Consider the following 21,804-nt stretch of genomic DNA (forward strand, 5'->3'; position numbering starts at 1 on the left):
TGGCTGGGGTGCAGGGATTCGAACCCCGGAATGCTGGTATCAGAAACCAGTGCCTTACCGCTTGGCGACACCCCAATTATATGGTGGCTACGACGGGAATCGAACCTGTGACCCCAGCATTATGAGTGCTGTGCTCTAACCAGCTGAGCTACGTAGCCAAATTGTACTGCATTTCAATGATGGCTGGGATACCTGGATTCGAACCAGGGAATGCCGGTATCAAAAACCGGTGCCTTACCGCTTGGCGATATCCCATTCGTCCGTTCTCAGCATACAAGAATCATCGAAATTGGCTGGGATACCTGGATTCGAACCAGGGAATGCCGGTATCAAAAACCGGTGCCTTACCGCTTGGCGATATCCCATCCACGCTGCCGAATAATGAAATGGTGCGGGAGGCGAGACTTGAACTCGCACACCTTGCGGCGCCAGAACCTAAATCTGGTGCGTCTACCAATTTCGCCACTCCCGCAAAAAAAGATGGTGGCTACGACGGGAATCGAACCTGTGACCCCAGCATTATGAGTGCTGTGCTCTAACCAGCTGAGCTACGTAGCCATCTTTTTTTCGCGTTACCTTCATCGGCGTTGCGGGGCGCATTATGCGGAGTTGACCAGACAGCGTCAACAAGTTTTTTACCGTTTTTTGCCAGATAATCGCTGTTTGACTGGCTTATAACCAGCCTGGCGGTTTATTCGGCAATTTTTCAGTGAATACAACGCTAATCGTAAAAAAAATGGGCCATAACCGGCCCATTCTGGTGGCTTTCTGTCGGCTTATTTATAGGCTGACTGATGCACACCCACGGCACGTCCGGAAGGATCGTCCATGTTTTTAAACGCTTCATCCCACTCAATCGCTTTAGCTGACGAACAGGCGACCGATGGACCACCAGGCACACACTCTGCCGCACTGGCTAACGGGAACAGCTCTTCGAAGATCTCACGATAGAGATAAGCTTCTTTCGAACCCGGCGTGTTGAACGGGAAGCGGAAATGGGCGGTTGCCAGCTGCTGGTCGCTGATTTGCTTCGCGGCCACTTCCTTGAGTGAGTCGATCCAGCTGTAACCCACACCATCAGAGAACTGCTCTTTCTGACGCCACGCTACGCTCTCTGGCAGGTAAGAGGAGAAGCATTCACGCAGAATGTGTTTCTCCATTTTACCGTTGCTGCCACACATTTTGTCGGCAGGGTTGATACGCATTGCCACATCCAGGAATTTTTTATCCAGGAACGGTACGCGGGCTTCAACGCCCCAGGCAGACATCGCTTTGTTAGCGCGGGCGCAGTCAAACATATGCAGCGCCTGCAGTTTACGCACGTTTTCTTCGTGGAACTCTTTGGCGTTTGGCGCTTTATGGAAGTAGAGATAGCCGCCAAACACTTCATCTGCACCTTCGCCAGACAGCACCATCTTAATACCCATCGCTTTGATTTTACGCGACATTAAGTACATCGGCGTGGAGGCGCGAATGGTGGTGACGTCATAGGTTTCAATGTGATAAATCACATCGCGGATGGCATCCAGACCTTCCTGCACGGTGAAATGAATTTCGTGATGCACGGTGCCCAGATGTTCCGCGACAGATTTTGCTGCTTTTAAATCAGGTGAACCTTCCAGTCCGACCGCGAAAGAGTGCAGCTGCGGCCACCATGCATCACTTTTATCCTGATCTTCAACCCGTTTTGCCGCAAAACGCTTGGTCACAGCTGAAATGATAGAGGAGTCCAGACCGCCTGACAGCAGCACGCCATAAGGGACATCTGACATCAGGTGGCTTTTCACGGACTCTTCCAGCGCATGTTTCAGGCCAGCCGCATCTGTGGTGTTGTGTTCAACGTTCTTGTATTCCATCCAGTCACGCTGCCAGTAACGACGGATTTCACCATCGGTGCTGGAGAGGTAGCTTCCCGGCGGGAACTCTTTGATCGAACGGCAGGCCGGTACCAGCGCTTTCATTTCTGACGCAACAAACAGGTTGCCGTGCTCATCGTTACCCATGTAAAGCGGGATGATGCCGATATGGTCGCGGCCAATCAGATACGATTTCTTAACGCTGTCATAGAGGATAAAGGCGAACATGCCTTCCAGCTCATCAAGGAAGTCGACACCTTTCTCCTGATAGAGCGCCAGAATCACTTCACAGTCAGAACCGGTCTGAAATTCGTAGCGATCGCTGAGTTCAGCGCGCAGTGCCTGATGGTTGTAAATTTCGCCGTTAACGGCCAGTACGTGGGTGTGATCGGCGTTGTACAGTGGCTGTGCGCCGTTGTTAACGTCAACAATTGAGAGGCGTTCATGCGCCAGAATAGCCTTGTCATCTGCATATACACCTGACCAGTCCGGGCCGCGATGACGCATTAAACGTGAACATTCCAGCGCTTTTTTGCGCAGCTCAACAGGATCGGTTTTCAGATCCAGCACACCAAAAATTGAACACATAACTGACTCCTGATCTCACCTTACGGCGATGTTATCTTTTGCGTTTGTCCGGCAGCCTGACGCTGCGTGATAGATAAGAAAATGCGCTATTTGGTGTATTCAATGCAAGAGGAATCGTGATTTACTGATAAAAATATTGCTCACATGGCGATAAAATTGAATAAACGACAATTTAAATGTTGTTTTGTTGTTGGATCGGCAATGAAAAGGCATTTGTGAGTAAAAAACAGGCAGCGGAAGTAGGCGGGAGCATGAAAAAAAGGGGGGACGCATCACAGATTAAACGGATGCGTCATAAGAGAAATGAATCAGAACAGGTCAATATCGGCAACAGAAGGGTAGATCCAGTCCGGACGGAACGGCATGGCATCGATATCGCTCAGCGTCGAGACGCCTGACAGCACCAGTACTGTCTCAAGACCTGCCTGGAAACCGGCGAGAATATCGGTTCGCAGGTTATCACCCACAATGACCGTCTCTTCTGAGTGGGCCTGCATTTTATTCAGCGCGGCGCGCATGATGTAAGGGCTGGGTTTGCCCACAACAAACGGGCTACGTCCTGAGATCTTCTCAATCCCGGCGCAGAGCGCGCCACAGGCGGGTATAAAGCCGCGCGCGTGCGTATCGGGGTTAGTGGCGATAAAGCGCGCGCCGTTAGCGACGAAGAAGGCCGCTTTGTGCATCATGTCCCAGTTGAACGAACGCGTCTCCCCGACAATGACAAAATCGGGATTCACATCCGTAATGGTAAAACCCGCTTTATAGAGCTCATGAATCAGCGCGCCTTCACCAATGACATAGGCCTTTTTACCCTCCTGACGACGCAGGAAGTCGGCGGTAGCCATGGCAGAGGTATAGAAAACGGATTCAGGAACCTCAACACCAGCAGAAGCAAAGCGGTTAGCCAGATCCTGCTCTGTCTGCGAGGGATAGTTCGTCAGCACCACCAGCGGCATCTCTTTGACCAGAATACGCTGTAAAAATTCCTGTGCGCCAGGAACGGCCGTGTTGTCGTGCATCAGCACGCCATCGATATCACAAATTACGCTTTTAATGGTCATAGTCAGATCCGATGTGGCCCGCCACAACAGCGGGTTAGCTTAGAGCCTGTCCCATTAGGCTATTTTATTTGTCATTCTAAACCTGGGCAGTGCTCACAATCCTCACGTACTACGTGTACGCTCCGGTTGTTCCGCGCTGTCCATGTCCAGACTGCCTGCACCAATTACGCCTACTGGGATAGGCTCTTAGTCTTCCAGAAGATGTTGCAGCAGAATGCCGTTAAGCATGGCACGTTTAGCCAGCGCAAACGCACCAATCGCAGAACGGTGATCCAGGGTAGAACGCACCACCGGCAGATTTTTACGAAAGGCTTCTAATGCCTGGGTATTGATGCAGCCTTCAATCGCGGGCAGCAGCACTTTTTCTGCTTCCGTAATCTCGCCCGCCAGCACCACTTTTTGTGGATTAAACAGGTTAATCGCGATGGCAATCGCTTTGCCCAGATACCGGCCCACCTGTTCAACCACTTCGCAGGCCAGCGCATCACCCTGATTGGCCGCTTTGCAGATGTGGGACATCTGGCACGCCTCCAGCGTCAGTACACTGGGGTAGCCCTGATTCAGCAGATGCCGCACTCGATTCTCAATGGCGCCGTTAGCGGCAATGGTTTCAAGGCAGCCAAAGTTACCGCAGTGACAGCGCTCGCCAAGCGGGTCAACCTGGATATGGCCGATTTCGCCGACGTTGCCGTTGCTGCCGAGGAAAATATGGCCGTTAGCAATAATGCCGGCACCGGTGCCGCGGTGTAAGCGCACCAGGATTGAGTCAGCACAGTCGCGGCTTGCACCGAAATAGTGCTCGGCCAGCGCCAGACTGCGAATGTCGTGCCCCACAAAGCTGGTGACGTTGAACCGTTTTTTCAGACTGGCGACCAGCGGCCAGTGGCTGACAGAGATGTGCGGCATATAACGGATCACGCCGTTAATCGGATCAACCAGGCCTGGCAGGATGACGGAAATCGCGATCAGCTCGCGTATTTTACGCTGGTGCTGCTCAATGAAGCCGCTGATGGCGTTAAACAGCGCATGTTCCAGTGTCTCCTGGGTGCGTTCCGGCAGCGCATAATCCTCCTGCGCCAGCGATTTACCGCTGAGGTCGAACAGGGTCAGAGTCGCATCGTTGCGGCCGAGGCGAACCCCGATGGTATGAAAGTGGCGGGTTTCAGTGATAATCGAGATAGCGCGGCGACCACCGGTAGACGCCTGCTGGTCTACCTCTTTGATCAGGCCGCGCTCAATCAACTGGCGGGTAATTTTGGTGACGCTGGCGGGGGCGAGTTGGCTGAGTTCGGCAATCTGAATGCGCGATATCGGCCCCTGTTGATCAATCAGCCGGTAAACCGCTGCGCTATTAAGTTGCTTAACAAGATCGACATTTCCTATTTGTGACTGGCCGCCAGTGGTCATTCAGTGCTTACTCGCTCAGGACGTCGTCTCCGTTGACTAACGTCTTAATGATTTTAAAGTCGCGCGTAAACACAGTCAGGTTCGCGATTTTTCCTGCTTCGATCGAGCCCAACTGTTTTTCCACGCCCATCGCCCGTGCCGGGTAGAGTGATGCCATGCGTAACGCTTCGTCCAGTGCGATACCGACATGCTCGACGCTGTTTTGTACTGCTTCTATCATCGTCAGGGCCGAACCACTAAGTGTGCCGTTTTCGTCAACACAGAGGCCGTCACGATAATAGATTGTTTTGCCTGCAAAAATAAACTCGCTGATGTCAGCGCCAGCCGGTGCGGTGGCATCGGTTACCAGCACCAGTTTGTCGCCTTTAATGCGTTTTGCATTGCGCACGTTAGCGTAATGTACATGTAAACCATCCGCAATAATGCCGCAGTATACATCAGGCGAATCAAACAGCGCACCGATAAGCCCGGGTTCACGTCCGGCAAACGCCGGCATAGCATTGTAGAGGTGGGTCGCGAAACTCACGCCAGCAGAAAAACCCGCTTTTGCCTCTTCATAGGTCGCATTCGAGTGACCCGCTGAGACAATGATTCCGGCGTCGGTCAACTGACGAATCACGTCGCTGCCGGCGTTTTCTGGTGCAAGGGTGACTTTGGTGATGACGTCGGCGTTGTCGCAAAGATACTGCACCATCGCCGCATCCGGCAGGCGAATCAGTGCCGGATCGTGGGTGCCTTTTTTCGCCTTACTCAGCCACGGGCCTTCCAGATGCAGACCCAGCGCCTGATGCTCATGCTTCTGCAGGTAAGCGCGCATGGTTTCAATTGCCCGCTTCATCAGCGCGTCGCTGCTGGTGATCAGCGTCGGTAAAAAGCTGGTGCAGCCAGACTTTTCATTGGCGCGCTGCATCGTTTCCAGCGTCTCAATGCTGAGCGCATCAAGGCTGTCATTGAACTGAACGCCACCGCAGCCATTGAGCTGCAGATCGATAAAGCCTGGCGCAATAATCGCACCCGCCATATCCTGCTGCTCAATATCAGCCGGAAGCGATTCACGTGGGCAGACGCGCGCAATAAGCCCGTCAGCCACCACGACGGCGTGATTATCCAGAATCTCATGGCCGCTGTAGATTCGACCGTTTACTAATGCGTACATCTTTCTTCTCCCGTCCTGGCCTGCTGTCACTCAGCGTAACAGCAGGGGAAGACACTATTCTGTTACACGCCTTTCATATTTTCCGCTTCCATTTCGCGGAAATATTTCACGGTTTTGACTTTCAGTTCCATGGTGGCTGGCTCATCACAGACCACAACCGATTTCGCATGCAGCTGCAGGCAGCTGATGGTCCACATATGATTCACGTTGCCCTCAACCGCTGCCTGCAGCGCCTGCGCTTTGACATGGCCGGTAACCAGAATCATCACTTCTTCTGCATCAAGCAGCGTGCCGACGCCGACCGTCAGCGCATACTTAGGCACCTGATCCACGTCACCGTTAAAGAAGCGCGAGTTCGCTACGCGGGTATCATGAGTCAGGGTTTTAATGCGGGTACGGGAAGCCAGCGAAGACGCCGGTTCGTTAAAAGCGATATGACCGTCGTTGCCGACACCGCCCATAAACAGGTGAATTTTACCCAGTGCGCGAATTTTCTCTTCGTACTGACGACATTCTGCGTCAATATCGGGCGCATTACCATTCAGCAGGTTGATATTTTCCGGTTGAATATCAACGTGATCGAAGAAGTTGCGATACATAAAGCTGTGATAGCTTTCAGGATGCTCTTTTGGCAGACCGACATATTCATCCATATTGAAGGTCACGACATGTTTAAAACTGACCTGGCCCGCTTTGTGCATATCAATCAGGTGTTTGTACGCCTCCAGTGGCGTGCCGCCGGTTGGCAGACCCAGAACAAAAGGTCTGTCCGCCGTGGGGTTAAACGCATTGATGCGGTTAACAATATGTCGGGCGGCCCATTTACCCACCTGGGTTGGCGTCGCTAAAGGAATCAGTCTCATATTTCACCTCATTTGAAAATAGAAAGGGGATCGCTAAACCGTTGCGTTAGTCATCAGCCTGAGCAGATTGTCTATTCTCGCTACGGGCGGAGCGTAATTCAATATTTCGGATCATAAAATAAGTTTGTGGTGATAGCCAGATGTTGCCGTGTTACATGATGTTTTTTAGTGATAAAAATCACATTTACCAGGGTTTTAATTTGCGAGGCGAATTAATTTATCATTACACTTCGCAGCGTGATATGAAGTGTATTAACGATCTTTGCAGCTGACATAACAACATTAAGCGGCGCAAAGCGACAAGTCAGGCTCATAGGGGGAAGGGGATATGTTAGGTTATTTACAGAAGGTGGGGCGCGCACTGATGGTGCCGGTAGCAACCCTGCCAGCAGCAGCAATATTAATGGGGGTGGGTTATTGGATCGATCCGGACAGCTGGGGTGCAGGTAATGCGCTCGCTGCGTTGCTGATCAAATCCGGTGCCGCCATCATCGAAAACATGTCAGTGCTGTTTGCGATTGGTGTCGCATATGGCATGTCAAAAGATAAAGATGGTGCCGCTGCCCTGACTGGCTTTGTCGGCTTCCTGGTTGTTACCACGCTCTGCTCACCGGCCGCGGTGGCGATGATACAGAAGATGCCGGTTGACCAGGTGCCAGTGGCGTTTGGCAAAATCAACAACCAGTTTGTCGGTATTCTGGTCGGTATTCTGTCGGCAGAGGTCTATAACCGCTTCAGCCATGTCGAGCTGCCTAAAGCGCTTTCCTTCTTCAGCGGACGCCGGCTGGTGCCGATTCTCGTCTCGTTCCTGATGATCTTCGTCGCTTTCATTCTGATGTATATCTGGCCGGTTATTTTTAATGGCCTGGTGGGCTTTGGTGAGCATATCCAGAAGCTCGGCTCTGCCGGTGCCGGTATCTACGCCTTCTTCAACCGCCTGCTGATTCCGGTCGGTCTGCATCATGCACTGAACTCGGTGTTCTGGTTTGATGTTGCCGGCATTAATGACATTCCTAAATTCCTGGGCGGTGCGCAGTCACTGGCTGATGGATCGGCAACCGTGGGCATCACAGGCCGTTATCAGGCGGGCTTCTTCCCGATTATGATGTTTGGTCTGCCGGGTGCTGCGCTGGCTATCTACCACTGCGCGCGTCCAGAGAACCGTGTCAAAGTCGGTAGTATCATGCTGGCTGCAGCGTTTGCTGCTTTCTTTACCGGTATCACCGAACCGCTGGAATTCTCCTTCATGTTCGTGGCACCCGTGCTCTATCTGATCCACGCCGTCCTGACCGGCATCTCGGTCTTCATCGCTGCCAGCATGCACTGGATTGCCGGATTTGGTTTCAGCGCCGGGCTGGTGGATATGGTGCTGTCGACCCGTAACCCGCTGGCGACACACTGGTACATGCTGATTCCGCAGGGCCTGGTCTTCTTTGTTATCTACTACGTGGTGTTCCGCTTCACCATCAAAAAATTCAACCTGATGACGCCGGGCCGTGAGCTGGCTGTTGCCGGTGATGAAAGCGATGGTTATGACGTTAACGTCGATAAAACTGACAATGGTGAAACGGCTACTGAATCGCTGGCGCGCCGTTATATTGGTGCCGTGGGTGGCTCATCTAACTTAACCAGCATCGATGCCTGTATTACCCGCCTGCGTCTTAACGTGAATGATTCGGCTCAGGTCAATGAGGGCGTTGCAAAGCGTCTGGGTGCATCCGGGGTGATCCGTCTTAATAAGCAGAGCGTACAGATCATCGTAGGTACCCAGGCCGAAAGCATTGCCTCGGCGATGAAAAAAGTGCTGACCAAAGGCCCGGTCGCAGCCGCTGCTACCAGCAGTGCGCCAGTGGAACCTGACGTTAAACCGCAGGCCGTGCTGAACAGTGAGAAGCGTGTTATTGCGACATTGCTGGCACCGGTAACGGGCGAAGTGGTTGCGCTGGATGATGTGCCGGATGAAGCCTTTGCCAGCAAAGCGGTAGGCGATGGTCTGGCGATCAAACCCAGCGACAAATGGGTCGTGGCTCCAATTGCCGGTACGCTGGTGAAAATCTTCAACACCAATCACGCTTTCTGTCTGGAAACGGAAAATGGTGTAGAGATTGTGGTGCACATGGGACTGGATACCGTGGCGCTGGAAGGTAAAGGCTTTACCCGCCTGGCTGAAGAGGGGGCCACGGTGGTCGCCGGTCAGCCTGTGCTGGAAATGGACCTTGAATTCCTGAACGCCAATGCCCGCTCGATGGTGAGTCCGGTGGTTGTCAGCAACAGCGATGATTTCGCCGGTCTGACATTACTGGCCCGCGGTCAGGTGGTGGCAGGTGAAACTCCGCTGTATGAAGTGAAAGGCTAATCCCCGCAACAGAACCCCACAGGCAGGAAGCGATTCCTGCCTTTTTTGTTTTAAAGGCTTAACAAACGGTTGTTTCCCTCAGACGCTTTGTGGATCATACTCCGTTACTTCGTGGTACAAATCACCCGTTATTCGTATTGAGGATTTTTGAGATGAGTGAGGCTGAAGCCCGCCCAACTAACTTTATTCGTCAGATCATTGACGAAGATTTGGCGAGCGGTAAGCACAGCAGCGTGCATACCCGTTTTCCGCCAGAGCCCAATGGCTATCTGCATATTGGTCATGCGAAATCGATCTGTCTGAATTTTGGCATCGCCCAGGATTATCAGGGGCAATGCAACCTGCGTTTCGACGATACCAATCCGGTTAAAGAGGATGTGGAATTTGTTGAATCCATCAAGCGTGACGTCCAGTGGCTGGGTTTTGAGTGGAGCGGTGAGGTCTGTTACTCATCAAACTATTTTGATCAGCTTTATGACTATGCCATCGAGCTGATTTCTAAAGGTCTCGCCTACGTTGATGAGCTGAGTCCGGATCAGATTCGCGAATATCGCGGCACCCTGAAAGAGCCGGGCAAAAACAGCCCTTATCGCGACCGCAGCGTGGAAGAGAATCTGGCGCTGTTTGAGAAGATGCGTAACGGTGAGTTTGCCGAGGGCACGGCCTGTCTGCGCGCTAAAATCGACATGGCCTCTAATTTCATCGTGATGCGCGATCCGGTGCTTTATCGCATCAAGTTCGCGGAACACCACCAGACCGGCAACAAGTGGTGCATCTACCCGATGTATGACTTTACCCACTGCATCTCCGATGCGCTGGAAGGCATTACGCACTCGCTGTGTACGCTGGAGTTCCAGGACAACCGCCGACTCTATGACTGGGTGCTGGATAACATCACCATTCCGGTTCATCCTCGTCAGTATGAGTTTTCGCGCCTGAATCTGGAGTATGCGGTGATGTCGAAACGCAAACTCACTCAGCTGGTGACTGAGAAGCACGTAGAAGGCTGGGACGATCCGCGCATGCTGACCGTTTCAGGTCTGCGTCGTCGTGGATATACCGCCGCCTCTATCCGCGAATTCTGCCGTCGTATTGGCGTGACCAAGCAGGATAACATCGTGGAGATGGCCTCGCTGGAATCCTGTATTCGCGACGACCTGAATGAGAATGCGCCACGTGCCATGGCCGTGCTGGACCCGCTGAAAGTGGTGATTGAAAATCTGCCAGCAGGCCATAACGAAATCATCACTATGCCAAATCATCCGGGTAAACCGGAGATGGGCACGCGTGAAGTGCCGTTCAGCCGTGAGATCTGGATCGACCGTGCCGATTTCCGCGAAGAGGCGAACAAGCAATATAAGCGTCTGGTGCTGGGCAAAGAAGTCCGCCTGCGTAATGCCTATGTGATTCGTGCTGAGCGCGTCGCTAAAGATGAAGCGGGCAACATCACCTGCATCTACTGCACCAGCGACACAGATACGCTGAGCAAAGATCCTGCCGATGGCCGTAAGGTCAAAGGGGTGATTCACTGGGTGTCTGCGGATCACGCGCAGCCAGCAGAGTTCCGTCTGTATGATCGTCTGTTCAGTGTGCCAAATCCGGGCGCGGCAGAGGACTTCCTGGCGGTAATCAATCCTGAGTCACTGGCGATCAAACAGGGCTTTGTGGAACCGGGCCTGCGCGATGCAGAACCGACCACTCCATTCCAGTTTGAACGTGAAGGTTATTTCTGTGCCGACAGCGTTTACTCTAAACCGTCGCAGCTGGTGTTTAACCGCACCGTCGGTCTTCGTGATACCTGGGCGAAAACCGGCGAATAAATTTTTTTGAGGCTGACCTCATAAAATGACAAAAGGGCGATTTATCGCCCTTTTTTGTTGCCCCGATTTTAATCATTGCCGACGATTATTCTGACCTAACCGCAACCGATTAAATGCCGCATTGTGAGAGAAATCTGAGTTTAAAAAAATTAATCAATTTCCGGATGTGAATTATCCGCTTTCAGGTAGGCTATGCGCTCTCAGAGGTTGCAAAGCGGGTTACAGAAGGAAAAAAAATGACAGTTCTCGCCCAGGAAGCCAGAAACAGTGTGGTCGTTTTACATCAGCTCATTGAACGTATTTTTAACCAGCCTGCCGGATCTGATGACAGTTTTGAGCTGCTGATGTCCTATTTCCATCCTGAATTCCGCATGGTCACCCCAAAGGGCAGAGAGTACAATCTGAACGAGGTCGAGGAACTCTTCAGGCAGTTGCAGGGACAGCGCGAAGGGATGCGTATTGCCACCTGCGAGCACGTCATCCTTTCTCATCATGAGAAAGAGATCACCGTGCAGTATCGCGAAATGCAGATGATGAATGGCAATAATCAGAGCCGTATTTCGCTGGCGATACTGGACTGCAGCAGCTCCATTCCACGCTGGCGCTATCTGCAGGAGACGCTGGTCGCCTGATATCACAGCCCAGGACAGACGAAAAAAAAACCGGTGAATTCACCGGTTTTTTTATTTCAGGTCGCGTTACTGGTCGTGCAGGGTTTCATCTTCCCGGCAATCGCCCAGCGTACAGTGTCCATAGAGATAGAGGCTGTGGTTGGTCAGTTTGATGCCATGACGGGTGGCGATTTCACGCTGACGCGTTTCGATCGACTCATCGCTGAACTCAATAACTTTGCCGCAATCCAGGCAGATTAGATGATCGTGGTGATGCTGCTGCGTCAGTTCAAAGACAGATTTGCCGCCTTCAAAGTTATGACGGGTCACGATACCAGCGTCATCAAACTGGTTCAGAACACGGTAAACGGTAGCCAGGCCAATCTCTTCGCCGATGTCGATCAGGCGTTTGTACAAATCTTCCGCACTGACGTGATGGCACTCAGGTTCCTGAAGCACTTCCAGAATTTTCAGTCTGGGCAGCGTCACTTTCAGGCCAGCCTTCTTTAATGCGGTGTTGTTGTCAGTCATGCGGATTTTGTCCTGTCACTATATTCACTTTTGTGGCTTGTCGCCTTGAATGTCGATCTGCGCTCATTCTCATTTGCGTCTCATTATAGAACTGAAGCGATGAAATGAAAACCAGAGGGCGTGCCTGAATCATCACGGGCTGTGGGGGATAGGTCACCGGGCCGGGGAGGATTCTGGCAGATGTCTGTTGGTACATCGCTTAGTCTTGCCGCCTGAGAAATAAGCGGAAGATCGATGCGGGTATTCTACAGATTAAACGGAGAAAGTTAAAAAAATGTGGCTATTATTTCTATAGGAATTTCCATTGCCTCAATGTGAGCTGGCGCTCACATTGAGTCGGGCAGGATCAGGCTTCGAGGATATCTTTCAGCTGCAGTTCATCAGAAATCTGCTTAACCCACTGCTCTACGCGCTGGTTAGTCAGTTCAGGCTGGCGATCTTCATCAATGGCCAGACCCAGGAAGTGGGTATCATCTGCCAGACCTTTTGAGGCTTCGAAGTGGTAACCTTCGGTTGGCCAGTGTCCGACAATCACGGCACCGTGCGGCTCAATGATGTCACGGATCGTGCCCATCGCATCACAGAAGTACTCCGCGTAATCTTCCTGATCGCCGCAGCCAAACAGCGCAACCAGCTTGCCGTTGAAATCGATCTCTTCCAGCGTCGGGAAAAAGTCATCCCAGTCGCACTGCGCTTCACCGTAGTACCAGGTCGGAATGCCCAGCAGCAGGATATCAAACGCTTCCAGATCTTCTTTTGTGCTTTTCGCGATGTCATGCACTTCTGCAACGTCTGTACCCAGCTGTTTCTGGATCATTTTTGCAATGTTTTCGGTATTGCCGGTATCGCTGCCAAAGAAGATGCCTACGAGTGCCATGAGTAAAATAACCTCTTAAATCCTGATAATGAGATGTGTGCCGCAGCACATTTCAGCGAATAATAGCAGACGAGAGAAAACCGGTGAACGGTTAAAGCCCCGACATTTGCTCCTGCGTGCGATTTGCCCGCATTAATCCAGTTTGAGCTGTGCCAGCAGCATCTGTTCAATCAGCTCGCTGCGGCTGAGATTGCGCTGTTCTGCCAGCGTGTTGAGCGCATCGACGGCTTCACTGTTCATTTTCAGTTCGACACGACGAAGTCCGCGTCCTTTGTCACGTTTAAGCTGATTGCGCTTGTTGATGCGCAGCTGTTCATCACGCGAAAGCGGACTGGTTTTGGGTCGACCAGGGCGGCGCTCATCAGCAAAGAGATCGAGCGTCGTGCGGTCAGTCTGTTCTTTTGCCATGGCTTAGTAAAACTGAATGGGGGCGGGCGCCAGTCACTCACCGCGCAGATTATAAATTATTGGCTATTGCCGCAGCAAAACGGACGCGCGGCAAAATTTTAGCGCGCCATCATACTTCACGCTTACTCCGGACGCCAATCCTAAACCTTTGCCGCCATCTATTTGCTTTTAAAGCGCAAAAAAGCGACGGACACTGCGCAAAACGGCATCGGGTTTCTCTGCATGAACCCAGTGTCCCGCGCCTCCAATGACATGTGCCTGCGCGGCCGGGAACTGCTGCAACAGCGCATCGCGGTAGCGGTTGTCCAGATAGCTGGAGTCGCCTCCGCGAATAAACAGTGCCGGATGATCCCATGCCGGAACGGGCTGCCAGCCCGAAATCGTGGTGTAGTTATCCCACAGCACCGGGACGTTGAAGCGCCACTCGCCCGCCTGAAATGACTTCAGCAGGAACTGAATCACCCCTTCTTCATCGATAAGCGTACGCATAATCTTCGCCGCCTCACTGCGTGACGAGACGCCTGCGTCGGTTACAGCACGAATACCGGCAAAAATCTCATCATGGCGGCGGGTCTGGTAGTCGACCGGAGCGATGTCAATCATCACCAGCCGCTCGATGCGGTCCGGCACCAGCGCGCTCATGGTCATGGCGATCTTCCCGCCCATTGAGTGACCGATCACCGCGACGCGTTCAATGCCGTGCGCATCCAGCGTATCGACCATGTCCTGCGCCATTACAGCGTAGTTCATCTCGTCAGATCGTGGTGAGAGTCCGTGGTTGCGGACATCAACCTGCAGCAGAGGCCCGGCATCTTTGAGCCCACGCGCCAGCACGCCAAGGTTATCCAGACTGCCAAACAGGCCGTGGATAAGCAGGACAGGTAAGGAATCAGCAGGGGATTGTTCAGTTTGCAGACGGGCGTTCAAAATCATAGCAAAGTTCTTAAGTTTGAGACCTGTGCTTAGGTTATCATGGTTTCACCTTTTCAGGCGCGCCGGTTCCGGCGGCATTAGGACATATTCTGACTTTTGCCCGTAAACCGTTTGATTGCTAACAACCCGCCTGAATTTAACTTTATAATCCTGATGTTAGAACCCGCACATCCTTTGAATTGCCTGACTATACTCAGAGCTTTTCAGGAAACAGGTGGTTCTGTCATGAGAAAGAACCGTACGGAATAAGATGAAAACGATCGAAGTTGACGAAGAGCTCTACCGTTATATTGCCAGCCACACGCAACACATTGGTGAAAGCGCATCCGACATTCTGCGTCGTATGCTGAAGTTCACTGCCGGTCAGACTGCACCCGCTTCGCCTGCTCAGCCAGCCTCAAAAGAGGCAGCGAAAGAGTCTCAGCCTGCGTCCGTGGGTTCGCGCCCGCAGGATCGTGTCCGCGCGGTGCGTGAGCTGCTGCTTTCCGATGAATATGCGGAGCAGAAGCGGGCGGTGAACCGCTTTATGCTTATCTTGTCAACGCTCTATCGTCTTGATACTGCAGCTTTTGCTGAAGCTACTGCATCTCTGCAGGGCCGCACCCGCGTCTATTTTGCTGGTGATGAGCATACGCTGTTACAGAATGGCACCCATACTAAGCCGAAGCATGTGCCCGGCACACCGTACTGGGTGATCACCAACACCAATACTGGTCGTAAATGCAGCATGGTCGAACACATCATGCTCTCGATGCAGTTCCCGGCGGAACTGACCGAGAAAGTTTGCGGCACCATTTAAAACTTAAGCGTCAGGGAGCAGCGCCAATGGCCAATCACCCACGTGCCGGGCAACCCGCCCAGCAGAGCGATTTGATTAACGTTGCACAATTAACGTCACAATATTATGTCCTGCAGCCCGATGTGGCGAACCCGGAACATGCGGTGAAATTTGGCACCTCTGGCCATCGCGGCAGTGCAGGGCGTCAGAGCTTCAACGAGATGCACATTCTGGCTATCGCGCAGGCGATTGCCGAAGAGCGTAAAAAGAACGGCATCACCGGGCCGTGCTACGTCGGTAAAGACACCCATGCGCTGTCAGAACCGGCGATCCTGTCGGTACTGGAAGTGCTGGCGGCGAACGGCGTTGATGTGATTGTGCAGCAGGACAATGGCTATACGCCGACCCCTGCGATCTCGAACGCTATTCTTGAGCACAACAAAGCGGGCGGCCCGCTGGCTGACGGCATCGTTATCACGCCTTCGCACAACCCACCGGAAGATGGCGGCATCAAGTACAATCCACCTAACGGCGGACCGGCTGATACCAACGTCACCAAAGTAGTGGAAGATCGCGCTAATCAGCTGATCAAAGATGGGCTGAAAGAGGTGAAACGTCTGCCGCTGGAACAGGCGATGGCGAGTGGCCATGTTGTCGAGAAAGATTTGATCCAGCCGTACGTTGAAGGTCTGGCCGAGATTATCGACTTCCCGGCGATCCAGAAAGCGGGCCTGAAGCTGGGTGTTGATCCACTGGGCGGTTCCGGTATTGCTTACTGGCAGCGTATTGCTGAGCACTACAAGCTGGATCTGACGCTAGTGAATGACGCGGTCGATCAGACCTTCCGCTTTATGCACCTTGATAAAGATGGTGTTGTGCGCATGGACTGCTCGTCTGAAAGCGCAATGGCAGGCCTGCTGGCCTATCGTGACAAGTTTGATCTGGCGTTCGGCAACGATCCCGATTATGACCGTCACGGCATTGTGACCCCGGCGGGTCTGATGAATCCAAACCACTATCTGGCGGTCGCGATCAACTATCTGTTCCAGCATCGTCCACAGTGGGGCCAGGATGTCGCCGTGGGTAAAACCCTGGTGTCCAGCGCCATGATTGACCGTGTGGTCAACGACATTGGCCGCAAGCTGGTGGAAGTGCCGGTTGGTTTCAAATGGTTTGTTGATGGTCTGTATGACGGCAGCTTCGGTTTCGGCGGCGAAGAGAGCGCGGGTGCATCATTCCTGCGTTTTGATGGCACGCCATGGTCAACGGACAAAGATGGCATCATCATGTGTCTGCTGGCGGCTGAAATCACCGCTGTGACCGGTAAAAACCCGCAGCAGCATTATGACGAGCTGGCCGCGCGCTTTGGCGCACCAAGCTACAACCGTCTGCAGGCATCCGCCACTTCAGCGCAGAAAGCTGCACTGTCGAAGCTGTCACCAGAAATGGTAAGCGCGGATACGCTGGCGGGTGATCCCATCACCGCGCGTCTGACTGCGGCACCAGGTAACGGTGCGTCTATCGGCGGTCTGAAAGTGATGACGGAGAATGGCTGGTTTGCTGCTCGTCCGTCAGGCACCGAAGACGCCTACAAAATCTACTGTGAAAGCTTCCTGGGCGCAGAACACCGCGCGCAGATTGAGAAAGAAGCGGTAGAGATTGTCAGCGAAGTGCTGAAAAACGCCTGATAGTCGGGTAAAGAAAAGGCGCCTCTGGCGCCATTTAGATTGTTGACAAAATCTACTCCAGTTAGCTGCGGGAACGTGCCAGCACAGGAAACAGGGTCAGATCGGAAAGACGCAAAAGCCGTCATCCATGACAGGCTCGGCCCACGCCATCCATGGCATGGGACGCTTTCCTCCTCTGACCCAGTTTCCTGCGCCTCAGGTTTATTCGTTGCGGTCAGATTCACTCTGATTTGAGTTTGTTTGCAGTTATGAAAGGCGCCTCTGGCGCCTTTTTTATGGCATAAAGCGATAGCCAATCCCGGTTTCGGTCAGCAGATGGGCCGGTTGGGTCGGATTCGCTTCCAGCTTCTGGCGCAGATGCCCCATATAAATGCGCAGATAGTGGCTGTGCTCCACCGCATTGGGCCCCCAGACCTGGCTCAGCAGCTGCCGCTGCGTCAGCACCTTGCCGGCATTATTCAGCAGAATGCTCAACAGACGAAATTCAATCGGCGTGAGGTGAATCTCACTGCCGCCGCGCTGTACCCGCCGTGCGGCAAAATCGACGCTGACGTCGGCAAACTGAATTCTTGCTTCGGGCTGCTGACCACCATGACGGCGCAGTGCAACACGGACGCGCGCCAGCAGTTCGCCAATGCCAAAAGGTTTGGTCAGATAGTCATCCGCCCCGGCATCCAGTGCGGCGATCTTATCCTGTTCATCACTGCGCGCCGACAGCACTATCACCGGTATGGCACTCCACTGGCGCAGGTCACGGATAAAATCGGTGCCATCCCCATCCGGCAGGCCAAGATCGAGGATCACTAAATCAGGTTTACGGGTTGCCGCTTCAATCAGTCCGCGTTGCAGCGTATCGGCGTCAAACACCTTCAGATCTTCATTTTCCAGCGCCAGCCGGACAAAACGGCGGATCTCTTTTTCATCTTCAACGATCAAAACCGTGGTCACGCAATACCTGCCTTGAGTGAGAGCCGAAGCGCTACTTTATCAATATTTTATGCTGCCGTCCGCGCGCGTCATCTTTCGGGCATTCAAACCCTCTCGTAACCTGGCGGTAACTTATCTGTAACTAAATTACAGGTTAATTCTTAAACAGCAAAAATAGCGACAAATAAGTGGTCAGATGAGTAGTAAAATTACACAACCTGGCGTAAAGTTGAACACAGATCACATTCGCACACTTTAACTTACCGGGAGGAGAAACCATGTATCAGGCTTATCCACGTTATAAAATACTCGCGCGTCGTACGCTGGTGGTTCTTCTCGGCGTTCTGGCACTGCCTGTTATGCTGTTTCGACAGGATCGGGCACGCTTCTACAGTTACCTGCATCGCGTCTGGTGCAAGACCAGCGCAAAGCCAGTCTGGCTGGCGCAGTCTGAAGCCGGTGGTGGCGCATTCTGGTAATGAGCCCTCCCGCAGAACAGGCCTGGTCATCTGACCGGGCTTTTTTTTGCGTTTTTTCTGAGAATAAGCGGTCCGGAACCGCGTTTTCCCCCTTTATTCCGGACCATTTTGCGCTACACTTAAACCTCTACAAGATTTCGGAGGTTGTACAAGTATGAGCAAAAAAATCCCCGTTGGAATCAGTGCATGCCTGCTCGGTGATAGCGTGAGGTTTGATGGTGGCCATAAGCGTCTTACTTTTGCAACTGAGGATCTTACGCCATTTGTCCGCTTTGAGCCGATCTGTCCTGAAATGGCGATTGGGCTGCCTACGCCGCGTCCGGCATTGCGTCTGGTAAAGCAGGGTGATGATGAGGTGCATCTTTGCTTCAGCAAAGACGGCGGCGAAGAAGTCACCGCTCAGATGCGTGACTGGTCTGCGGAGCGGGTAAAATCGCTGCATCATCTCTCCGGTTATATCCTGTGCGCCAAGTCGCCCAGCTGCGGGATGGAGCGCGTACGGGTCTACGAACCCGACAACAACAATAACCGCAAAGTGGGCACCGGCATTTTTGCTGAATTCCTGCAGCGCGAGATGCCCTGGCTGCCGCTGGAAGAGGATGGTCGTCTGCACGATCCCGCTCTGCGAGAGAACTTTATCGGCCGTATCTGCGCACTGCATGAATTTAATCAGATGTGGGAAAGCGGCCTGACCCGTCACGGGCTGATCGCCTTTCACAGCCGCTACAAACTGATGATGCTGGCGCATTCGCAGGAGAAATATCGCGAGCTGGGACCCTTTGTTGCTTCGATGAGCCAGTGGGATTCGCTGGATGCCTTTGCCTTTGAGTACCGCAATCGCATGATGGAACTGATGTCACGTCCCGCCTCACGTCGTAATCACACCAATGTGCTGATGCACGTGCAGGGCTACTTCCGCCGCCAGCTAAGCTCACCGCAGCGTCAGGAGCTGGCAACGCTGATTGACCGCTATCGTCAGGGTACACAACCGCTGCTGGTGCCCATTACCATTCTCAAGCACTACATGGCTGAGTTTCCGCATCCGTGGCTGGCACAGCAGCGCTATTTCGATCCCTATCCCGAAGCCTTGTGCTTACGCTACGGACAGTAATTCAGGAGGCGTATGACCACTCATCTGGTCTGGCTGCGTAATGATTTACGCATCAACGATAATCTGGCACTTCACGCCGCCTGTCGCGACAGCAAGGCAAAAGTGATTGCGCTCTTCCTTGCTACGCCGGAACAGTGGCAGCAGCATGACATGTCACCCAGGCAGGCGGCGTTTATTCACGCCAGTCTGGTGGAAGTACAGAACGCGCTGGCTGAGCGGGGCATTGCGCTGCACTATCAGGCGTGTCACGCCTTCAGCGACAGTATCGATGCGCTGGCCGAATTCTGTGACAAGCACCATGTCGACCAGCTCTTCTATAACTATCAGTATGAAGTGAATGAGCGTCAGCGCGATGCCGAGGCGGAAAAGCGTCTCGATGACGCGGGCGTGATCTGCCAGGGCTTTGATGACAGCCTGCTGCTGCCACCTGGCAGTGTGCAGAGTGGCGATCGCTCAATGTATAAAGTCTTTACGCCGTTCAGCAAAGCCTTTGTCCGCCGTTTGCAGCAGAGTCTTCCGGAGTGCGTGCCTGCACCTAAGCCGCGCGACGGTGCGCCGCTGAAAACCACCCCAATCCCTGCGTTTGACTGTCCGACCGAAGCCTTTGATGAGGATTTGTTTCCGGCAGGCGAAGCGGCTGCCCTGAAGCGGTTGCGCCATTTCGCCACTCAACCCATTATCGATTATCCCGCGAAGCGCGACCTTCCTGCGCTGGACGCTACCAGTCGCCTGTCGGTCTATCTGTCGACCGGCGTGCTGTCGCCTCGTCAGTGCCTGCATCGCGTGCTGCATGAACATCCCGATGCGCTGGATAACAGTCGCGCATTTACCTGGCTGAACGAGCTGATCTGGCGTGAGTTCTATCGTCATCTGCTGGTGGCCTATCCGGCACTGTGCCGGCACAAGCCATTTATTGACTGGACGCGTAACGTGGAATGGCAGCGTGAAGACGCGCATTTCGATGCCTGGAAAGCGGGAAAAACAGGCTATCCGATCGTCGATGCTGCAATGCGTCAGATGAAGGCGCTGGGCTGGATGCACAACCGTTTACGGATGATCACCGCCAGTTTCCTGGTTAAAGATCTGCTGATCGACTGGCGCGAAGGCGAACGCTATTTCATGCAGCAGCTGATTGATGGCGACCTGGCCGCAAACAATGGTGGCTGGCAGTGGGCGGCTTCCACCGGTACAGATTCAGCACCCTATTTCCGCATTTTTAACCCGACCACACAGGGCGAGCGCTTCGATGAGCAGGGCGAGTTTATCCGTCACTATCTGCCGGAGCTGGCGGATGTCCCTGACAGCCATATTCACCAGCCCCACGTCTGGGCGGAAAAGAACAACAGGAAACTCGATTATCCGGCACCAATCGTGGATCATAAGGCAGCCCGTAAAAAGACATTAGACGCCTTTGAGCGCGCCAAAAGCGCCGCCTGAGGCCTCGAAGGAGCCTGAATGAACCATTATGAATTAGAGACGCTGATCAATCAGCAACTCGACAGCCACAGCTTCAGCGACTATGCCCCCAACGGGTTGCAGGTTGAGGGACGCAACGAAGTTAAAACGATTATCACCGGCGTGACGGCCTGTCAGGCCTTGCTGGATGAGGCGGTCGCACGTCAGGCCGATGCAATAATCGTCCATCATGGCTACTTCTGGAAAAGTGAACCGGCCGCGATTAAAGGCATGAAGCGCCGCCGTCTGCGGACGTTGCTGGCTAACGATATTAATCTCTATGGCTGGCACCTGCCGCTTGATGCGCATTCAGAACTGGGCAACAACGCCCAGCTGGCGAAACTGCTGGATATCGACGTACGTGGCGAAGTCATGCCGCTGGTGTTCTGGGGTGAGCTGGCTGAGCCGATCTCCGGTGAACAGCTGGCCCGCCGAATTGGCGATAAGCTGGGACGCGAACCGCTGCATTGCGGTGATAACGCGCCAGCACTGATCCGTCGCATCGCCTGGTGCAGCGGTGGCGGACAGGGCTTTATCGACCAGGCCGCCGCTGCGGGCGTTGATGCCTACATCACCGGTGAAGTCTCTGAACAGACCATTCACAGCGCACGCGAGCAGGGGCTGCATTTCTTTGCCGCAGGTCATCACGCCACCGAGCGTGGCGGCGTAAAAGCGCTGGGCGAGTGGCTGGCACAACACCACAATCTTGATGTGACCTTCATCGATATTCCTAATCCTGCCTGATCTCTCCCTTGTCCTGCGCGCCTGCGCAGGACCTAAATCTGTTGACACATCCCTGCCACTTTCGCATAACTATTTGCTTTAAGTAGATAAGCCATCGGCTGATCCGGGCATCCGGTCAGGTCGGCCAGGCACGATCTCAATCAGGCGGGAGGTAG

At 53.4% G+C, this 21,804-nt stretch carries 19 protein-coding genes and 6 tRNA genes; 9 read left to right on the forward strand and 16 right to left on the reverse strand.

Translation table 11 applies throughout. The annotated features are described in order from the left end of the window. The 11 genes from BY447_RS15890 to nagB all read right to left on the reverse strand — a co-directional run bounded on the left by BY447_RS15890 (position 1) and on the right by nagB (position 6,931). A tRNA-Gln gene (locus BY447_RS15890) sits at positions 1-75 on the reverse strand. A gap of 6 nt (positions 76-81) precedes the next feature. Beyond that, a tRNA-Met gene (locus tag BY447_RS15895) sits at positions 82-158 on the reverse strand. A gap of 22 nt (positions 159-180) precedes the next feature. Further along, a tRNA-Gln gene (locus BY447_RS15900) sits at positions 181-255 on the reverse strand. Between the two features lie 35 nt (positions 256-290). Next, positions 291-365 (reverse strand) — tRNA-Gln (locus BY447_RS15905). 22 nt (positions 366-387) lie between these two features. Then, positions 388-472, reverse strand: a tRNA-Leu gene (locus tag BY447_RS15910). Between the two features lie 9 nt (positions 473-481). Continuing rightward, positions 482-558, reverse strand: a tRNA-Met gene (locus BY447_RS15915). A gap of 218 nt (positions 559-776) precedes the next feature. After that, entirely contained in the window at positions 777-2,444 is a 1,668-nt protein-coding gene (asnB, locus tag BY447_RS15920) for an asparagine synthase B (RefSeq protein ID WP_013357116.1), read from the reverse strand. Positions 2,445-2,752: 308 nt separating this feature from the next. After that, positions 2,753-3,505, reverse strand: a complete 753-nt coding sequence (locus BY447_RS15925; RefSeq protein WP_110331508.1) for an HAD-IIA family hydrolase — start codon at positions 3,503-3,505, stop codon at positions 2,753-2,755. Positions 3,506-3,691: 186 nt separating this feature from the next. Next, positions 3,692-4,912: a DNA-binding transcriptional regulator NagC gene (gene nagC / locus BY447_RS15930; RefSeq protein ID WP_033731851.1), complete on the reverse strand. Its 1,221-nt coding sequence runs from the start codon at positions 4,910-4,912 to the stop codon at positions 3,692-3,694. Positions 4,913-4,919: 7 nt separating this feature from the next. Further along, positions 4,920-6,068 (reverse strand): N-acetylglucosamine-6-phosphate deacetylase, encoded by a 1,149-nt coding sequence (nagA, locus tag BY447_RS15935; RefSeq protein WP_095707559.1) that lies wholly within the window; start codon positions 6,066-6,068, stop codon positions 4,920-4,922. Between the two features lie 62 nt (positions 6,069-6,130). Continuing rightward, on the reverse strand, positions 6,131-6,931 hold the full coding sequence (nagB, locus tag BY447_RS15940) for a glucosamine-6-phosphate deaminase (protein WP_013357120.1): 801 nt from the start codon (positions 6,929-6,931) through the stop codon (positions 6,131-6,133). A gap of 328 nt (positions 6,932-7,259) precedes the next feature. On the opposite strand from nagB, the gene nagE reads away from it, so the two are divergent. The 3 genes from nagE to BY447_RS15955 all read left to right on the forward strand — a co-directional run bounded on the left by nagE (position 7,260) and on the right by BY447_RS15955 (position 11,739). Continuing rightward, positions 7,260-9,287, forward strand: a complete 2,028-nt coding sequence (gene nagE, locus BY447_RS15945; protein WP_110331509.1) for an N-acetylglucosamine-specific PTS transporter subunit IIBC — start codon at positions 7,260-7,262, stop codon at positions 9,285-9,287. Positions 9,288-9,439: 152 nt separating this feature from the next. Continuing rightward, on the forward strand, positions 9,440-11,107 hold the full coding sequence (glnS, locus tag BY447_RS15950) for a glutamine--tRNA ligase (protein WP_013357122.1): 1,668 nt from the start codon (positions 9,440-9,442) through the stop codon (positions 11,105-11,107). A 236-nt stretch (positions 11,108-11,343) separates the two neighbouring features. Then, complete coding sequence (locus BY447_RS15955; protein ID WP_110331510.1) at positions 11,344-11,739, forward strand: hypothetical protein; 396 nt, start codon at positions 11,344-11,346, stop codon at positions 11,737-11,739. A gap of 66 nt (positions 11,740-11,805) precedes the next feature. On the opposite strand, the gene fur is transcribed toward BY447_RS15955, so the two are convergent. The 4 genes from fur to ybfF form a co-directional block, all read right to left on the reverse strand. Then, positions 11,806-12,249, reverse strand: a complete 444-nt coding sequence (fur, locus tag BY447_RS15960) for a ferric iron uptake transcriptional regulator (RefSeq protein ID WP_009091454.1) — start codon at positions 12,247-12,249, stop codon at positions 11,806-11,808. Positions 12,250-12,595: 346 nt separating this feature from the next. Next, on the reverse strand, positions 12,596-13,126 hold the full coding sequence (gene fldA / locus BY447_RS15965) for a flavodoxin FldA (RefSeq protein ID WP_013357124.1): 531 nt from the start codon (positions 13,124-13,126) through the stop codon (positions 12,596-12,598). 132 nt (positions 13,127-13,258) lie between these two features. Continuing rightward, on the reverse strand, positions 13,259-13,534 hold the full coding sequence (gene ybfE, locus BY447_RS15970; protein WP_003852811.1) for a LexA regulated protein: 276 nt from the start codon (positions 13,532-13,534) through the stop codon (positions 13,259-13,261). Positions 13,535-13,702: 168 nt separating this feature from the next. After that, a complete protein-coding gene (gene ybfF, locus BY447_RS15975) occupies positions 13,703-14,467 on the reverse strand; it encodes an esterase (protein WP_033782330.1) in 765 nt (254 codons plus the stop codon). Positions 14,468-14,717: 250 nt separating this feature from the next. Between ybfF and seqA the strand changes: the two genes are divergently transcribed. Both seqA and pgm read left to right on the forward strand, forming a co-directional pair. Then, positions 14,718-15,266 (forward strand): replication initiation negative regulator SeqA, encoded by a 549-nt coding sequence (seqA, locus tag BY447_RS15980; protein ID WP_013357126.1) that lies wholly within the window; start codon positions 14,718-14,720, stop codon positions 15,264-15,266. A gap of 26 nt (positions 15,267-15,292) precedes the next feature. Beyond that, positions 15,293-16,933, forward strand: coding sequence for a phosphoglucomutase (alpha-D-glucose-1,6-bisphosphate-dependent) (gene pgm / locus BY447_RS15985; RefSeq protein WP_033731859.1), 1,641 nt, complete (start codon positions 15,293-15,295; stop codon positions 16,931-16,933). A 273-nt stretch (positions 16,934-17,206) separates the two neighbouring features. Here the strand turns inward: pgm and kdpE are convergent, their stop codons facing one another. Continuing rightward, entirely contained in the window at positions 17,207-17,881 is a 675-nt protein-coding gene (gene kdpE / locus BY447_RS15990; protein WP_033782331.1) for a two-component system response regulator KdpE, read from the reverse strand. A gap of 257 nt (positions 17,882-18,138) precedes the next feature. Here kdpE and BY447_RS15995 point away from each other — a divergent pair, with 257 nt between their 5' ends. The 4 genes from BY447_RS15995 to BY447_RS16010 all read left to right on the forward strand — a co-directional run bounded on the left by BY447_RS15995 (position 18,139) and on the right by BY447_RS16010 (position 21,649). Next, positions 18,139-18,339 carry a DUF2517 family protein gene (locus tag BY447_RS15995; protein WP_013357130.1) on the forward strand — a complete coding sequence of 67 codons (201 nt, stop codon included), beginning with the start codon at positions 18,139-18,141 and terminating at the stop codon, positions 18,337-18,339. 154 nt (positions 18,340-18,493) lie between these two features. Further along, entirely contained in the window at positions 18,494-19,450 is a 957-nt protein-coding gene (locus tag BY447_RS16000; protein WP_013357131.1) for a YbgA family protein, read from the forward strand. Between the two features lie 12 nt (positions 19,451-19,462). Beyond that, on the forward strand, positions 19,463-20,887 hold the full coding sequence (gene phrB, locus BY447_RS16005; RefSeq protein ID WP_110331511.1) for a deoxyribodipyrimidine photo-lyase: 1,425 nt from the start codon (positions 19,463-19,465) through the stop codon (positions 20,885-20,887). A gap of 18 nt (positions 20,888-20,905) precedes the next feature. After that, positions 20,906-21,649 carry a type 2 GTP cyclohydrolase I gene (locus BY447_RS16010; protein ID WP_110331512.1) on the forward strand — a complete coding sequence of 248 codons (744 nt, stop codon included), beginning with the start codon at positions 20,906-20,908 and terminating at the stop codon, positions 21,647-21,649. The last annotated feature ends 155 nt before the right edge of the window (positions 21,650-21,804 follow it).

This window comes from Pantoea sp. JKS000250 (assembly GCF_003201065.1).
Taxonomy (GTDB): domain Bacteria; phylum Pseudomonadota; class Gammaproteobacteria; order Enterobacterales; family Enterobacteriaceae; genus Pantoea; species Pantoea vagans.

Excerpts from the sequence above, each read along its gene's own strand:
- fldA (WP_013357124.1), bottom strand. The coding sequence starts at position 13,126 with ATGGCACTCGTAGGCATCTTCTTTGGCAGCGATACCGGCAATACCGAA.
- BY447_RS15995 (WP_013357130.1), top strand. The coding sequence starts at position 18,139 with ATGTATCAGGCTTATCCACGTTATAAAATACTCGCGCGTCGTACGCTG.
- phrB (WP_110331511.1), top strand. The coding sequence starts at position 19,463 with ATGACCACTCATCTGGTCTGGCTGCGTAATGATTTACGCATCAACGAT.
- nagE (WP_110331509.1), top strand. The coding sequence starts at position 7,260 with ATGTTAGGTTATTTACAGAAGGTGGGGCGCGCACTGATGGTGCCGGTA.
- BY447_RS15955 (WP_110331510.1), top strand. The coding sequence starts at position 11,344 with ATGACAGTTCTCGCCCAGGAAGCCAGAAACAGTGTGGTCGTTTTACAT.
- ybfF (WP_033782330.1), bottom strand. The coding sequence starts at position 14,467 with ATGATTTTGAACGCCCGTCTGCAAACTGAACAATCCCCTGCTGATTCC.
- nagA (WP_095707559.1), bottom strand. The coding sequence starts at position 6,068 with ATGTACGCATTAGTAAACGGTCGAATCTACAGCGGCCATGAGATTCTG.
- glnS (WP_013357122.1), top strand. The coding sequence starts at position 9,440 with ATGAGTGAGGCTGAAGCCCGCCCAACTAACTTTATTCGTCAGATCATT.
- nagC (WP_033731851.1), bottom strand. The coding sequence starts at position 4,912 with ATGACCACTGGCGGCCAGTCACAAATAGGAAATGTCGATCTTGTTAAG.
- nagB (WP_013357120.1), bottom strand. The coding sequence starts at position 6,931 with ATGAGACTGATTCCTTTAGCGACGCCAACCCAGGTGGGTAAATGGGCC.
- asnB (WP_013357116.1), bottom strand. The coding sequence starts at position 2,444 with ATGTGTTCAATTTTTGGTGTGCTGGATCTGAAAACCGATCCTGTTGAG.
- BY447_RS16000 (WP_013357131.1), top strand. The coding sequence starts at position 18,494 with ATGAGCAAAAAAATCCCCGTTGGAATCAGTGCATGCCTGCTCGGTGAT.
- BY447_RS16010 (WP_110331512.1), top strand. The coding sequence starts at position 20,906 with ATGAACCATTATGAATTAGAGACGCTGATCAATCAGCAACTCGACAGC.
- seqA (WP_013357126.1), top strand. The coding sequence starts at position 14,718 with ATGAAAACGATCGAAGTTGACGAAGAGCTCTACCGTTATATTGCCAGC.
- ybfE (WP_003852811.1), bottom strand. The coding sequence starts at position 13,534 with ATGGCAAAAGAACAGACTGACCGCACGACGCTCGATCTCTTTGCTGAT.
- BY447_RS15925 (WP_110331508.1), bottom strand. The coding sequence starts at position 3,505 with ATGACCATTAAAAGCGTAATTTGTGATATCGATGGCGTGCTGATGCAC.
- fur (WP_009091454.1), bottom strand. The coding sequence starts at position 12,249 with ATGACTGACAACAACACCGCATTAAAGAAGGCTGGCCTGAAAGTGACG.
- pgm (WP_033731859.1), top strand. The coding sequence starts at position 15,293 with ATGGCCAATCACCCACGTGCCGGGCAACCCGCCCAGCAGAGCGATTTG.